This is a genomic window from Ramlibacter albus, from assembly GCF_014297445.1.
Taxonomy (GTDB): Bacteria; Pseudomonadota; Gammaproteobacteria; order Burkholderiales; family Burkholderiaceae_C; genus Ramlibacter; species Ramlibacter albus.
In genome coordinates this window covers 40,192-54,074 of sequence record NZ_JACORU010000004.1, presented here as the reverse complement: position 1 = coordinate 54,074, position 13,883 = coordinate 40,192, and the positions used below count along the sequence as shown (strand labels likewise).

The window sequence follows — 13,883 nt, the reverse complement described above, 5'->3', positions numbered from 1 at the left end:
CGCTGCCCCCCGAGGGGGCTATGTCGCCTTGGGGCGGCCCGGCGGCGACATGAGCCGTACCGAAGTACCTTCCCGCCGCACCGTCCTGCAACTCGGCCTTGCGCTCGGCCTCACCGCCTGCGGTGGTGGCGGCGGAGGCGGCGGCAGCGACACACCCACAACCACAACACCCGACACGCCCACGGGCAGTGTCACGCCCGACCCGCCGGTCAACGGCCCTGCGTGGCCGGGCTTCGGCCGGGACGCGCAGCACACCGCCGTGAGCGGCATCGCCAGCCAGGACCTCAACCGCATCGCATGGTCGGCTGCGGTTGACCTGCAGCCGCAGTACCGCGCCAACGGCTCGCTCGCCGTGCACTACGGCTCGCCCGTCGTCACGACGCGCAACACGATCGCGATGGCGGTGAAGACCGGCGCGAACAGCGGCTTCCGCGTCGAGGCACGCTCGGGCCTGAGCGGCACGCTGCTGTGGTCGCAGGACATCGACTACGCCGTGCCGCCGCACGACTGGTTCCCCAGCTGCAACCTGCTGCTCACGCCGGGCGGGCGCCTGCTGGCACCGGGCGCGGGCGGGCGCCTCCTCGCGCGCGACAACCCGGATACCGCGGGCTCGTCGTTCAACGCGATGGTGTTCTACGGCGCGAGTGCGTATGCCTCTGCCTCGGCCGCTTACGACGCCACGGTGTTCATCAACACGCCGCTGGTTTCGGACGCGCAGGGCAACGTCTTCTTCGGCTTCGTCGTCACGGGCAGCAACCCGGCGGGGCTGGCGAGCGGCATCGCGCGCATCGGCGCCGACGGGCAGGGGCGCTGGGTTGGCGCCGCGGCAGCCGCGAACGACCCGGCGATCGTCAAACCCGCGATGAACTCGGCGCCCGCGCTTTCGCCGGACGGCGGCACGCTCTACGTCGCCGTGAACCAGAACGCGGTGAGCGGCACCACGCAGACCGGCTACCTGCTCGCGCTGGACAGCACCACGCTCGCGACGCGTGCGCGCGCCACATTGAACGACCCGCTCGCGAGCGCCGGTGCACGCATCAGCGACAACGGCACGTCCTCGCCCTGTGTGGGCCCCGACGGCCGCGTCTACTTCGGCGTGCTGGAGCGCACCTTCGGCACGCACAACGCGCGCGGCTGGCTGCTGCAGTTCGATGCGAACCTGCAGCCTGCGGGCGTGCCGGGCAGTTTCGGCTGGGATGTGACCCCGAGCGTGATCCCGGCGTCGATGGTGCCCTCGTACACCGGCACCTCCACCTACCTCCTGGCGGTGAAGTACAACAACTATTCGGGCGTTGGCACCGGCGACGGCCTGAACCGTCTCGCCGTGCTCGACCCTCGTGCCACGCAGGCCGATGCGTTCTCGACGGTGACCGTGATGCGCGAGGTGCTCACGATCGTCGCGCCGACGCGCGTCTCGCCTTCCTCACCGCCGGTCTGGGAGTGGTGCATCAACACCATGGCCGCGGACGTGGCGCGGCGCGCGATGCTCGTCAACAACGAGGACGGCATCCTCTACCGCTGGGACCTCGCGACGAACACGCTCGCGCAGTCGATCCGCCTCACCGGCGGCCTGGGCCAGGCGTACACCCCCACACTAGTCGGTGCGGACGGGGCGGTCTATGCCATCAGCAACGCGAGGCTCTATTCGGTGCGTAGCTAGAATGGGCGGCAAGGAAGCGTGGCCGAGCGGTTGAAGGCACCGGTCTTGAAAACCGGCGACGTTGAAAGACGTCCGTGAGTTCGAATCTCACCGCTTCCGCCAGAACGCCATCGCATTCGCATAGAACGCCGGCTTCAAGTGGAAATCGTCGAGGTGCCACTTGCCCTGCGCACCGGCGGTCGCCGCATGCACATCCAGGAAATTCCACCCACGCGCAGCACAAGCCTCGCGCAGCCTCGCATTCACATCCGCCACCATCGCCAGGAACGCGTCATCCGGTGACCGCCTTGGCTCGGGCACGCCCTGCAACGTGACCTTCCGCGCACCCACATTCGCCGCCACCCACTCCACATACCCCGCCACGGTGTTCTTCACAAGGTAAGCCAGCGCTCCCTTGCCCGCCTTGTGCGCCTTCCAGATCCCTTCGTCCGGCCGGCAATCGATCTCGCCGATCGTGAACAGCACCTGCGCATCGGCAGGCACGCTTTCTAGCTGCGCGCGAATCGCCGCCTGCCACTGGTTCAGCGCCTTGCTGCCGAGGTGGTGCATCTTGACGCCCTGGACCAGCCGCGGCTGCGCGCGCACAGGGCCGTCCACCCACGGGAACACCGCGTGCGCCGGGACGAGCGAATGCGACTCGCCGATCACGTAAAGGGGCGCGAAGTCGCCGGCCGGGTACAGCGCCGGCTCGCGCTGCATGTTGTCGAAGAGCCGCGCGCTCACCCAGAAAAATTCGCGCAGTGCGCGGTCAGCCTCGGACACCTGCGCCTGGAAAGCATTGAACAGCTGCGCCGCGCCCTGCGCGTCGCGCAGGATCCAGCAGCCGGTGATCGCCAGCGCGGCCAGCATCCACTGGCCCGCCTTCACCGAACGCAAGCCTTGCGAGAGCACGTCCTGCGCCTCGCGCACGCGCCCCGTGTCCTGCAGCAGCGTCGCCAGGTTCACCCAGCCATCCAGCAGGTCCGGCTGCGCGGCGAGGGCGTGCCGGTAGTCCGCTTCGGCTTGTGCGAATTCGCCGCGCGCGGCCTCCAGCACCGCGAGGTTCTGCCGCGCGCCGGCGAGCAGGGGCTGCAGCTTGAGGGCTTCGCGGTAGGCGTTGATCGCGACGTCGGGCCGGCGCTGCTGGCGCAGCACGTTCCCCAGGCTGGCCAGCGCCATCGGCGACTGCGGGTTCAGCTTCAGCGAGCGCTGCAGGTGCTGCTCCGCCTCGGCCAGCCGCCCCACGCCGCGCAAGGCGTTGCCGAGGTTGGCGTGCAGGTCAGGGTCCTTCGGCGCCAGCGAAACCGCACGCTGCAGGGCGGCCACCGCGTCGGTGCTTCGACCCGCGACCAGGCGCGAGGTGCCGAGGACCTTCCACACCACGGCCGACGAAGCGAAGCGCTGCGCCAGCTCGCCGCCAACGGCCTCCACCTGGGCCAGGTCGCCGCCGTGGAAAAGCCCGACGAGGCGGTCGATGTCTTCGGGCGGCGGGTCGTTGCGATGGGCGGGCGCGGGCATGCTGGCGGCGAGTTTAGCCGCGTGCCAGAATGGGCCGTGCCGCAGCATGCCGTCACGCTCCGCCTCGCCCGCCGCGCCGACGCCCCGGCGATCGCCGAGCTCACCCGCCGCCACATCGAAGCAGGCCTCGCGCCGCGCTACTCGCCCGCGCGCGTCGCGCGGCTGATCGCGGACCGCGACACGATCGCGCTCGTCGCCGACGACACCACCGGCGTGCAGGGCTTCGCGATCATGGCGTTCGGCGAGACGCGCGCGCACCTGCAGTTGCTGTGCGTGCAACCCGCCCAGCGCCGGCAGGGCCTGGCGCGGCGGATGATGGACTGGCTGGTCGAATCCGCGCGCGTCGCCGGCATCGCCTCGCTGCACCTCGAACTGCGCGCCGACAACGAAACGGCCCGCGCGTTCTACCGGCGCATGGGGTTCGAGGACACGCTGGTCGTCTCGGGTTACTACGAAGGGCGCATCGACGCGGTGCGCATGGTGCGGCTGCTGCGCCGCCCCTACGTCGGCTGAGCCGCGCCGCCGCCGGGCCCTTGCAGGCCGTGGCGCCATTCGGAGGCCGTCATGCCCTGCACGGCCTTGAACACGCGAAAGAACGTCGGCAGCGAATCGAAGCCGCAGCTGAACGCCACCTCGGTGATCGGCAACAGCGGCTGGCCGCGCAGCATGGCCGCGGCCGCCTCGGCGCGCAGGCGCCGGATCTCGGCGCCGACCGTCAGCCCGCACTGCTCGAAATCGCGGTGCAGCTGGCGCGGGGAGATCCCCAGCCGCAGCGCGAGTGCGTCGGGCCCCAGCGACGGGGACGCGAGTGCGTCGCGCATGCAAGCGATCGCCAGCTTCACCCGGTGCCTCGCAAGGGTGTCGGCAACGTCGGCGGCGGGTTCGCGCGCGCCGGCGAGCGCAGGCGCGATGAGGTGGTCCACCGCGCGCAGCGAGGCCGCGACCGCCTGCGCATCGAGCTGCAGGAAGTCCTTGCAGACTTCGGCGAGCACGCTGGTGGCCAGCGGCGACGTCGCCGCGGCGGGCAGCAGCTGGAAGCCCGCGTCGCGAATGCCCGCCGAGGAAAGCGGCAGCAGCGCGTCGGGCATGCTCAGTGCGCGGAACGACCAGTCCGCGCCGCCCTCGGTGGTGGCGCGGTAGATGGCGTCCTGGCTGCCGAGGACCACGTCGCCCGCGCTGGAGCGAAACTGTTCGCCGTGTGCGTTCTCGAAGGTGGTCGCGCCTTCGGTGATGATGTACAGGAGCAGGTTGCCGCGCGGCGCGGTACGGGACCGCGCCGCCGTTCGCGACACGACACTGTGCGACGTCTTCACGCAAATGCATGACGCCTCGGGCCCGCGCGCCGCCTGGATGTCGGCCATCGCCGCGGGTGCGCCACGCAGGTCCGCCTCGAGGTTGAACAGCTGCGCCGCCGTGTCGCGCACCAATGCATGGCGCGCGGCTGGCGCAAGCCCCTGCGTGCTGATACGACTCACCAACGGCCGCCCCGTCCCGTCCATCTACTTCTGCCTTCTTGTTTGCTGCTTTGTTTGCGGCCAGCCTAATGCGGGCGTTCGTGCGTGTCACGGTTTGAGAGACGGACGGCGCGATGCGAGAGGAACATGACGCGCGCGGCTGACAGACTGCCCCGCCATGAACACCAACATCGTCTTCATCGATCGGGGCGTCAAAGCGCTGTCACAGCTCGCCGACGCCGTGCCCCCTGGCTGCGAAACCGTCGTGCTCGAACCCGGTGGCGATGCGCTTCAGCAGATCGCCCGCGCGCTTGCGGCCCGCCCCGGCGTGGCCACTGCGCACATCGTCAGCCATGGCCGGCCGGGGGCCCTGATGCTCGGCGGCGCCGTCGTGGACTGCAACGCGCTCGCCGAGCACGCGAGCGCGCTCGGCTCGATCGGCCGCTCGCTGGGGGCACGGGGGGAAATCCTGGTGTATGGCTGCCGGGTGGCGCGAGGCGGCCGCGGCGCGAACTTCGTGCGGGACCTCCACCATCGCACCGGCGTCGGCGTCTCGGCATCGCGCACCGCCACCGGAGCCAGGCGCCTGGGGGGCAGGCCCGCGCTGCCCGTGCGGGCCGGCGCGGCGCAAGGGCAAGCGCTCTTCGGCGAGCAGGTGTACGACGCAGCTGGCGTGCTGCTGGCAGCGCCCAGCTCCGTCACCCCCCTGACCGGGACGCTCGTGCAGGTGAACCCGTTCGGCTCCGCCACGGAATCGTCGTCCGTCACCACGACGAGCGTCGCCACGTTCGCGCTCATGCCCGAGGTGAGCGGGACGGTCTCGGTGCAGATCACCCCGTCGTCCGGCCTGGACGCCGAGCTGCGGATCTTCGACAGCGCGGGCCGCCCGCTCACCAGCACGATCGACTCCGCGGGGCGCGGCGGCGTGGAGACATTCAGCGCCACGGCAACGGCCGGGGAGTGGGTGTATGCCACCGTGACCGCGTTCACGGGCTCGTCCGGCTCGTTCACGCTCTCGCTGACCAGCCCGGCGGTCAACAACGGCACGATCACCCCGACCGCCCCCACGTGGGTGAACCAGATCACCGGCACGATCGACCACCAGGCGGACATCGACTTCTACTCGGTCACCGCGCCGGCCGGCACGTCGTCGATGTCCGTCACGCTCTCGCCTTCTTCGGGGCTCGACATCGTGCTGGCCCTCTTCAGCGGGGCCGGCACATTCATCCAGCAGGTGGACCGCGGCGTTTCGGGCGTGGACGAGCGCCTCACGGTGTCCGTGACGCCGGGCCAGACGTTCTGGATCGGGGCGACGCCGTTCTCACGGTCCACCTCGTCCGGCACCTACCTCGTCACGACGGATTTCGACCCGAACCAGACGACGACCACCACCACAGGCACAACGGGCACAACGGGCACAACGGGCACCACGGGCACTACTGGCACGACTGGAACGACCGGCACCACGGGCACCACCGGAACGACCGGCACCACCGGGACCACCGGCACAACAAGCCCCAACCTCCTCATCGGCACCGAGTTCAACAACACGCAACTCGGCACGAGCGGAAACGACTTCTTCAGCTTGATGGGAGGCATCGACACGGTGGTGCAAAGCGGGTTGCGCAGCGCGACGACGATCACCCGCACCGGGACCACCTTCATGAGCACGGGCCCGAACGGCACCGACACCTACGCGTCGGTCGAACGCATCCAGTTCAGCGACAAGAGGGTGGCACTCGACATGGACGTGGGCCAGGCGGGCGGCGACGCGGCGCTGCTGATCGGCGCCGTGCTCGGCCGCAGCCTCATGGCCCTGAAGCCCGAGGTGCTGGGGCTGGTGATCGACCTGCGCGACCAGGGCTTCACGTTCGCGACGCTTGCGGGCGCCCTGATGCGGTTGCCGATCTGGGACGCACTTGCGGGGGGCTCGAGCAACACGCAGATCGCGACCTACCTGCTCAGGACGGTGAACGGCACCGCCCCGACGGCGGCGCAGCTCGCGGATGCCGTGAGCCAGCTGGACTCGCAGACCGCGTTCACGCAGCAAGGCACCTTCCTCGCGAACCTCGCGGTGTCGGCCAACAACCAGGTCCAGGTCGGGTTGACCGGCCTGCAGTCGACGGGGATGGATTACGTGATCCTCTGAAACCCATTGCCGCGCCCGCCGGCCGGTGAGAAGATGGCCACCTGGGGGCGAGTCGGTCATGGGTACTCAGACGATGTGGCGGCCCATCGCTGCCACGCTGTTCGCTCTGCTGGCGTGCGCCGTTGCGCCGGGCGCGCTCGCGCGGAACATCCTCGACCTGGACACCGAGCGCCAGCCCGCCCGCCTGCTCGACTGGGGCGACTACTTCATCGACGCGGACGGCAAGCTGGCCGCCCAGCAGGTGCTCGGCCAGCCGCATGACTTCCAGCCGACACCGCTCAACTCGGCTTACCCGCTGCAGCCGAACCAGGTGCTGTGGATCAAGTTCGCCGTGCCCGCCACGCCGGACGACCAGAAGTGGTACGTCAAGCTGCCCAGCCCCGGCCTGGACAGCGCCATCCTCTACACGCAGGGCGCCGACCGCGGCTGGAACGCGCAGGGCAGCGGCGACACGCTGCCCGTGGCGCGCTGGCCCATCCCGCACCTCTACCCGGTGCTGCCGCTCACCGTGTCGGCCGCCGACCCCACCTGGTACATGCTGCGCATCCAGGCGAGCGAGGGCTTCTTCGCGCCCATCGAGTTCATCAGCGAGGCGCGCCTGAGCCTGGAGGTGCAGCGGCGGTCGCTGTTCTACGGCATGTGCTTCGGGCTGCTCGCGATGGGCGCGCTGTTCGCGCTCGCCACCAGCCTTGCATTGCGCGACACCGCGTACCTGTGGTTCGGCATCTGGGCAGCGATGGCATCGCTCGCGTTGATGTCGGCCGTGGGCATCGCGGGCCTGCACCTGTGGCCGCTGAATGCACGGTGGAACGACAGCGCGCCGTACGTGCTGTCCGTCGGCAGCCTCGCGCCCTTGCTGGTGTTCGTCGCGCAGGCACTGCTGCTGCGCGAGCGCTCGCCTTCGGTGTTCGCAGCGATGCTGGTGACGGCGGGTTGCGCGGCGGCCGCGACCCTGGGTACCTACGCGCTCACAGGCACCGCACGGCTCTACATGTGCCTCGCCATCGGGCTTGCCGCAGCAACCGCCATCGTTGGCGCCGGGTGGTGGAGCCGCCGCCATGGCAACCGCTTCGGCACGCGCATCGTGCTGGCGCTGGCGCCGCTGCTCGTCGCTTTCCCGGTGCACGCGCTGGGGCTGCTGCAGTGGCCGTTGCCGGGCGTGGACGATTCCATCATTGCGGTGGCCGCACTCGGCCTGTCAGCGTCGGCGACGTACCTGCTGCTTTCCTTGCGCAGCCAGGAAAGGCGCGACCACCGCCGCCGCATCGCGCAGCTCGCGGAGATCGACCCGACCACCGGCCTCGTCAACGAAGCCGTGTTCGCCGCGCGTGCGCGCTCGCTCATTGCGCAGGCCGAGCGCTTCGGCCACCAGAGCGTGATCGCATTGGTCGACATTTCCAACTTCGGCGACATGCGACGGGAGTTCGGGCGCAAGCGCTGCGTGGAGCTGCTGCTGCGGTTGTCGGACCGGCTGACATCGATGCTGCGCAACGTGGACACGCTCGCGCGCATGGGCGATTCGCGGTACGGTGTGCTGGTGGAAGGGCCGCTTGCGAGTTCGCGCGCGCGGGCCTTTGCGGCCAAGGTCATCGCCAATTGCATCGGGCCGCTCGCGGGCCTGCCGCAGGGCATGCTGCCCAAGCCGAAGGTGGCGGTGGCGCTGGTGCCCGAGCATGGCCGGGACGTGCAGGAGGTTCTGGCCACACTGGATCGGCTGCTGAACGAAGCGAGGCAGGACGCAGTGCGCAACATCATCATCGCGCCGCCGGCAGCAGCCGGTGCGTCGCCGCGAGCCATGGTGATGACACCGACGGTGCCGCAGGGGCCGGACACCGTGAGCTCCGCACCGACCGTTCCGAGCGCGCCGCTGTCGCATCACAGCGACCTCGACGAGGTCGACGCCTGACTCAGTCGAGCCGCAGCAACTCCACGGCCAGCAGCCCCGCCAGCCACGCGGAGCCTTCCTCCGTGAGGTGCGCATTGTCGAAAGTCATCAGCGTGGTCTTCTCCTTGTCGGCCCACACCTTGCACACGCGCGCCGGCGTGCACAGCAGGTTCAGCGCCGAGATATAGGCGGCGCCGCTGCGCAGCGCGGCAGCGCGCAGTGGTGCGTCGATGATGAATTCGCCGCCTTGCAGGCCCGTGGTGGTGACGTCCGGCGGCGCCTTCAGGTGCCGCGCGCGCATGTCCGTCGCCAGCGCCTTCGCCAGTGAGGGCTGCCAATGCGGGACGGGGCCGATCACGACCACGCGGCGCACGCCCAGCGCCTTCAACGCCGCCACAGTGGGTTCGATGCCGGCGAGCACCGCGGCGCGGTCGTAGAACGTCCAGCGGCTGGCCATGACCACGGTGTCGGGCTTGAGCGCTGCGATGTGCGCCAGCGCACGCTCGCGCAATGCCGGGCACATCTGGTTGCCTTCGCGCGCCGGCACCGTCAGCGAAGGGCATTGGCTGACGCTCAGCTGCGCGAGCCGCCAGTCGTTCTCCTGCGCAGCCGCTTTCATGCCCGGCCACAGGTGAGCCGCGTGCGAGTCGCCCCAGACCAGCATGAGCGGCCGGTCGCTCGGCTCACCGCCGAGGCACACCTCGCCGAAGTGCAGGTCCTTGTTGTAGTTGATGAAGCAGTTGGACCGTTCGCGCCAGATGTCGCGCGCCTCCGGCGGCACGGGATAGTGCTCCAGGCGCGCCATTTCGGACGGCGTGAGCGAGTCGACATAACGCGTGAGCGGGATGGCCACCGCCGCCACGACGATGCACGAGCCCCACAGTGCAAGCGACGAAGCGCGGCCGCGGGACCAGACACCGAAACGGAACGCCTTCTCGATGCTTTCTGTGCTGGCCCATGCGAGCCCCACCGAGACCACCGTGATTGCGAGCGCTTCATGCGCGTGCAGATCGCGGCCCGCCTGGATGCGCCACATCACGAGCATGGGCCAGTGCCACAGGTAGGCGGCGTAGCTCACCTTGCCCATCCAGCGAAGGAAGGCGGTGCCAAGCAGCTTGCGGTTCACCCAAGCCGACGGCCCTGCGGCCAGCAGCAGGCAGGTGCCGCCCACGGGCAATGCGGCGCGCCAGCCGGGGAAGTCGTCGGTGCTGGCAAGGAAGATGAACGAGAAGCCAAGCAGCAGCGCGCCCACGGTCGCGAGAAGGTCGCCGTGGCCTTCTTCACGCTGCGGCGCACTGACCTGCCGCCACGCGAGCATCGAGCCGGCAAGGAACTCCCAGAAGCGCGTCGTGGGCAGGTAGAAGGCCGATGTCTTGTCCGAGGCGGAGACCACCACGCACGCAACAAATGAGGCCACCGTCGCGGCCGCGAGCGCGATGCCCGTGCGGCCCGGCGCCCGGCGCTGCAGGGCGACCACGCAGAACGGGAAGACGAGGTAGAACTGTTCCTCGATGCCGAGCGACCAGAGGTGGATCAGCGGCTTGTACGTGGCCTCGACGTCGAAGTAGCCGGATTGGCCCCACGCCAGGAAGTTGGCGATGAATGCTGCCGATGCCGCGGCCTGGTTGCCGATCTGCACGTAATCGCCGGAGCCCACGAACAGGGGCGATGCCGCGAGCGTGGCCACGAGCACCAGCACGAGTGCGGGAAAGAGCCGGCGTGCGCGGCGTGCGTAGAAATTGGCGAACGAGAACGTGCCGCCCGCGCATTCGAGCAGGATGACCCGCCCGACCAGGAAGCCCGAGAGCACGAAGAAGACGTCGACGCCGGCGAAGCCGCCGGGCAACCACGAGGGCACCGCGTGGAAGATGAGGACGGAGAGGATCGCGATGCCGCGAAGCCCGTCGGCGTCCAGCCGCCTGGCCTGCGTTGAATGCGCGCAGGCGCGCCCCACAAACTTCGTGGGCATGGGTCCGTACTGCCTTTACCTTCTTGTGATCCAGCGGGCGACTCTAGCTGCGAACGCGAGGTTTGCACCCTGTCAGAGTTGACAGGTGTTTGATTTCGCACACACTCGCGTGGACTAATCCAGCCGCAGCATCTGCGCAACCACCAGCTTCACGAGCCACACGGAGCCCTCCTCGGTGAGATGCGCGTTGTCGAATGTCATCAGCGTCGTCTTCTCCTTGTCGACCCACGCCTTGCAAATGCGGTCCGGCGAACACAAGAGCTCCAGTGCGGAGATGTAGGCCGCACCGCTGCGAACTGCCGCCTGCCGCAGCGGCGCATCGAACACGAATTCGCCGACCTGCAGCCCGGTGCGCGTGAAGTCCGGCGGCGACGACCGCATGTGCCTGGCCCGCATGTCAGCTGCGAGCGCGGTGCCCAGCGTGGGCTGCCAATTGGGGACTGGGCCGACCACGACCACGCGACGCACGCCGAGCGCCTTCAATTCCGCAACGGTGGGCTCGATGCCGGCCAGCACCGCGGTCTTGTCGTAGAACGTCCATCGGCTGGCCATGACGACGGTGTCGGGCTTGAGCGCCGCGATGTGCCGCAGCGCGCTCTCTCGCAAGCGGGCGCACATCCGGTTGCGTTCCCCGGCGGGTACGGTCAGGGCCGGGCACTGGCTGACGGTGAGCTGCGCGAGGGGCCAATCGTTTTCCTCACCGACGCGCTTCATCCCCGGCCAGAGGTGCGCCGCATGCGAATCGCCCCAGAGCAGCATGAGCGGCCGGTCGGTCGGCGGGCCACCCAGGCATGCATCACCGAACTCGAGGTCCTTCTTGTAGTTGATGAAACAGTTCGAGCGCTCGCGCCAGATGTCGCGCGACACCTCCGGCGCAGGGTAGTGCTCGAGCCGTGCGATGTCGGACGGCGTGAGCGAGTCGAGATGGCGCGTGAGCGGGACGGCGATGAGCGCGACGAGCGCGCAGGAACCCCAGAGGGCGGCCGTGGGCGCGCGCCCCGTGGACCACGCACCGAACGTGAACTTGCGCTCGATCGTCTGCGTGCTGGCCCACGCGAGCACCACGGAAAGGGCCGTGATCCAGAGTGCATCGGCGGGATGCAATTCCCCGCCGGCCTGGATGCGCCCGAAAACAAGCAAAGGCCAGTGGAAGAGGTACGCCGCGTAGCTCACCTTGCCCATCCAGCGCAGGAACGCGAGGCCCAGCACCTTGCGGTTGACCCAGGCAGCGGGACCCGCGGCGAGCAGCAGGCAGGTGCCGGCCACCGGCAAGGCGGCGCGCCAGCCGGGGAAGTCGTCCGTGCTGGAGAGGTAGAAGAACGAGAAGGCGAGGACAATCGCGCCCGCTGCGGCGAGCAGGTCGGCTCCGCGCCGGGCACTTGCCCGCGAGCTGACGTCGCACCACGCGAGCAGCGAGCCGGCGAGAAATTCCCAGAAGCGCGTCGCGGGCAGGTAGAAGGCCAGTGCGCTGTCGGCAGGCGTGAGGGCTACACACGCAGTGAACGAGACCGCTGCTGCGCATGCAAGCACGACGCCGGTGCGGCACGGCGCGCGGCGATGCATCGCAACCACGCACAAGGGGAACACGAGGTAGAACTGCTCCTCGACCCCGAGCGACCAGAGGTGGATGAGCGGCTTGTAGGCAGCCTCGACGTCGAAATACCCGGATTGGATCCACGCCAGGAAGTTGGCGACGAAGAGTGCGGCTGCCGCGGCCTGGCTGCCGACCTGCACATAGTCTCCGGCGCCGACGAGGAGCGGTGCTGCCGCCATCGTGGCAAGCAGCACGACGAGCAGCGGCGGGAAGAGCCGGCGGGCCCGGCGCGCGTAGAAGTTGGCGAAGGAGAAACTGCCGTCCCTGCACTCGAGCAGGACCAGGCGCCCCACGAGGAAGCCGGACAGCACGAAGAAGACGTCGACGCCGGCAAAGCCGCCGGGCAACCACGAAGGCACCGCGTGGAAGATGAGGACGGAGAGGATCGCAATGCCGCGAAGCCCGTCGGCGTCCAGCCGCCTGGCCTGCGTTGCATGCGCGCAGGCGCGCCCCACAAACTGCGTGGGCATGGGTCCGTACTGCCTTGACGATATTGTTATCCAGCGGGGGACTCTAGCTGCGAACGCGAGGTTTGCACCCTGTCAGAGTTGACAGGTGTTTGATTTGGCACACACAGGTGCGGACAAATCACAGCGTCGCCAACTCCCGCTTCATTACACTTCCCGTCGAAGTCATCAAGGAGGGGCAGTGGGCAGTATCAAACAATATGCGGCAGCCATCTTTGCCGTGGCCCTGATGTTGTGCGGGAACGAAGCGCGCGCGGCTGCCGACGAAGGATGCCCGGGCGTGTTCTACGACGACGAGGGCTCCAGCGTGCAGGTCCTGTTGAACCTGTACCAGGAAGAGCGGTACGAAAACCTCGACGCCCTCCTTGCCTGCGCCCTGCAGGACAAGAAGACGCTCAAGTCCGGCAAGCCAGCCAACGCGGTGATCTACCAGTTCTACCGCCGTGCCATGCATGCGCCCGGCTCGACGCCGGCCGAGGTTCAGCGGGTGCAGAACTGGGCGGCGAAGCGCCCCACGTCACTCTTCGCCGAGTTTGCCGCGCTGCGCCTTCGCTACGCAATGGCTTGGAATACACGCGGGGGGAGAGTCGCATCGAAGACGGCGGACGAGCAGATGCGCGCCTTCCAGCAGCAGATGTCCGAGCTGGAGGCCGCCATGTACCGCGCGAGCGCGGAACTGCGCGGCACGCCCATGTGGCATCAGCTCCTCCTGGCGCTGGCGGGGGATGCGCGCACGCAACGGGCCGACCTGGCTTCCGCGTTCGATACCGGTGTGAAGCTCTGGCCGACAAACTACGACTTCCACGACGTGATGCTCACGCGCCTGGTACCGCGCTGGGGCGGCAGCTGGGAAATGGTCGAGAGCTTCATCACGCACTATGCCGTGCAGCGCAAGGATGCGCGGGAAAGCGATGCGATGTACGCGCGCCTCTACGGCAACATGCTGCTGGCCACGCGTGAAGATCCCCGTTCGACTCGCCTCGACTCGAAGCGGCTGCTGCGGGGTATCGACGCACTGAACGATCTCTATCCGGACCAGCGGCACCGGAACCTGGCAGCCAGCCTCGCTTGCTTCTATCGCGACCCGGCGCTTTTCAAGAAGCATGCCGCCTACCTGGCGGGCACGGATTACCGGACGTCAGGCTGGCTCCGCGGCACCGATCTGCCGAGCTGCTCGGTGTAGGGGCGCACGCACCGGGTTGGGTTTC

The 13,883-nt window shown here is 69.1% G+C and carries 9 protein-coding genes and 1 tRNA gene; 6 read left to right on the top strand and 4 right to left on the bottom strand.

Going from position 1 to position 13,883, the window contains the following annotated elements:
• Positions 1–49 precede the first annotated feature (49 nt).
• Positions 50–1,660: an SMP-30/gluconolactonase/LRE family protein gene (locus tag H8R02_RS11950; RefSeq protein WP_187081652.1), complete on the top strand. Its 1,611-nt coding sequence runs from the start codon at positions 50–52 to the stop codon at positions 1,658–1,660.
• Positions 1,661–1,672: 12 nt separating this feature from the next.
• Positions 1,673–1,762, top strand: a tRNA-Ser gene (locus H8R02_RS11945).
• On the opposite strand, the gene H8R02_RS11940 is transcribed toward H8R02_RS11945, so the two are convergent.
• The gene (locus H8R02_RS11940) at positions 1,748–3,157 is read right to left on the bottom strand and encodes a tetratricopeptide repeat protein (RefSeq protein WP_187081651.1); all 1,410 of its coding nucleotides are present in this window, start codon (positions 3,155–3,157) and stop codon (positions 1,748–1,750) included. The two genes, H8R02_RS11945 and H8R02_RS11940, sit on opposite strands and share 15 nt — an antisense overlap.
• Before the next feature lie 36 nt (positions 3,158–3,193).
• On the opposite strand from H8R02_RS11940, the gene H8R02_RS11935 reads away from it, so the two are divergent.
• Positions 3,194–3,670 carry a GNAT family N-acetyltransferase gene (locus tag H8R02_RS11935; protein WP_187081650.1) on the top strand — a complete coding sequence of 159 codons (477 nt, stop codon included), beginning with the start codon at positions 3,194–3,196 and terminating at the stop codon, positions 3,668–3,670.
• On the opposite strand, the gene H8R02_RS11930 is transcribed toward H8R02_RS11935, so the two are convergent.
• Positions 3,658–4,632 (bottom strand): AraC family transcriptional regulator, encoded by a 975-nt coding sequence (locus H8R02_RS11930; protein WP_187081649.1) that lies wholly within the window; start codon positions 4,630–4,632, stop codon positions 3,658–3,660. The two genes, H8R02_RS11935 and H8R02_RS11930, sit on opposite strands and share 13 nt — an antisense overlap.
• 157 nt (positions 4,633–4,789) lie before the next feature.
• On the opposite strand from H8R02_RS11930, the gene H8R02_RS11925 reads away from it, so the two are divergent.
• Together H8R02_RS11925 and H8R02_RS11920 are read left to right on the top strand one after the other, a co-directional pair.
• Positions 4,790–6,760, top strand: coding sequence for a DUF4347 domain-containing protein (locus tag H8R02_RS11925; RefSeq protein WP_187081648.1), 1,971 nt, complete (start codon positions 4,790–4,792; stop codon positions 6,758–6,760).
• Positions 6,761–6,818: 58 nt separating this feature from the next.
• Positions 6,819–8,666, top strand: a complete 1,848-nt coding sequence (locus tag H8R02_RS11920) for a sensor domain-containing diguanylate cyclase (RefSeq protein WP_187081647.1) — start codon at positions 6,819–6,821, stop codon at positions 8,664–8,666.
• A gap of 1 nt (position 8,667) precedes the next feature.
• Here the strand turns inward: H8R02_RS11920 and H8R02_RS11915 are convergent, their stop codons facing one another.
• Together H8R02_RS11915 and H8R02_RS11910 are read right to left on the bottom strand one after the other, a co-directional pair.
• The gene (locus tag H8R02_RS11915) at positions 8,668–10,614 is read right to left on the bottom strand and encodes an acyltransferase family protein (RefSeq protein WP_187081646.1); all 1,947 of its coding nucleotides are present in this window, start codon (positions 10,612–10,614) and stop codon (positions 8,668–8,670) included.
• 114 nt (positions 10,615–10,728) lie between these two features.
• The gene (locus H8R02_RS11910; RefSeq protein WP_187081645.1) at positions 10,729–12,678 is read right to left on the bottom strand and encodes an acyltransferase family protein; all 1,950 of its coding nucleotides are present in this window, start codon (positions 12,676–12,678) and stop codon (positions 10,729–10,731) included.
• Positions 12,679–12,856: 178 nt separating this feature from the next.
• Here H8R02_RS11910 and H8R02_RS11905 point away from each other — a divergent pair, with 178 nt between their 5' ends.
• Positions 12,857–13,858 carry a DUF4034 domain-containing protein gene (locus tag H8R02_RS11905; protein WP_187081644.1) on the top strand — a complete coding sequence of 334 codons (1,002 nt, stop codon included), beginning with the start codon at positions 12,857–12,859 and terminating at the stop codon, positions 13,856–13,858.
• Positions 13,859–13,883 lie beyond the last annotated feature (25 nt).

What these genes read in the sequence shown, in the direction of transcription:
- H8R02_RS11950 (WP_187081652.1), top strand. Translation starts at nt 50, where the DNA reads ATGAGCCGTACCGAAGTACCTTCCCGCCGCACCGTCCTGCAACTCGGC.
- H8R02_RS11940 (WP_187081651.1), bottom strand. Translation starts at nt 3,157, where the DNA reads ATGCCCGCGCCCGCCCATCGCAACGACCCGCCGCCCGAAGACATCGAC.
- H8R02_RS11925 (WP_187081648.1), top strand. Translation starts at nt 4,790, where the DNA reads ATGAACACCAACATCGTCTTCATCGATCGGGGCGTCAAAGCGCTGTCA.
- H8R02_RS11920 (WP_187081647.1), top strand. Translation starts at nt 6,819, where the DNA reads ATGGGTACTCAGACGATGTGGCGGCCCATCGCTGCCACGCTGTTCGCT.
- H8R02_RS11915 (WP_187081646.1), bottom strand. Translation starts at nt 10,614, where the DNA reads ATGCCCACGAAGTTTGTGGGGCGCGCCTGCGCGCATTCAACGCAGGCC.
- H8R02_RS11910 (WP_187081645.1), bottom strand. Translation starts at nt 12,678, where the DNA reads ATGCCCACGCAGTTTGTGGGGCGCGCCTGCGCGCATGCAACGCAGGCC.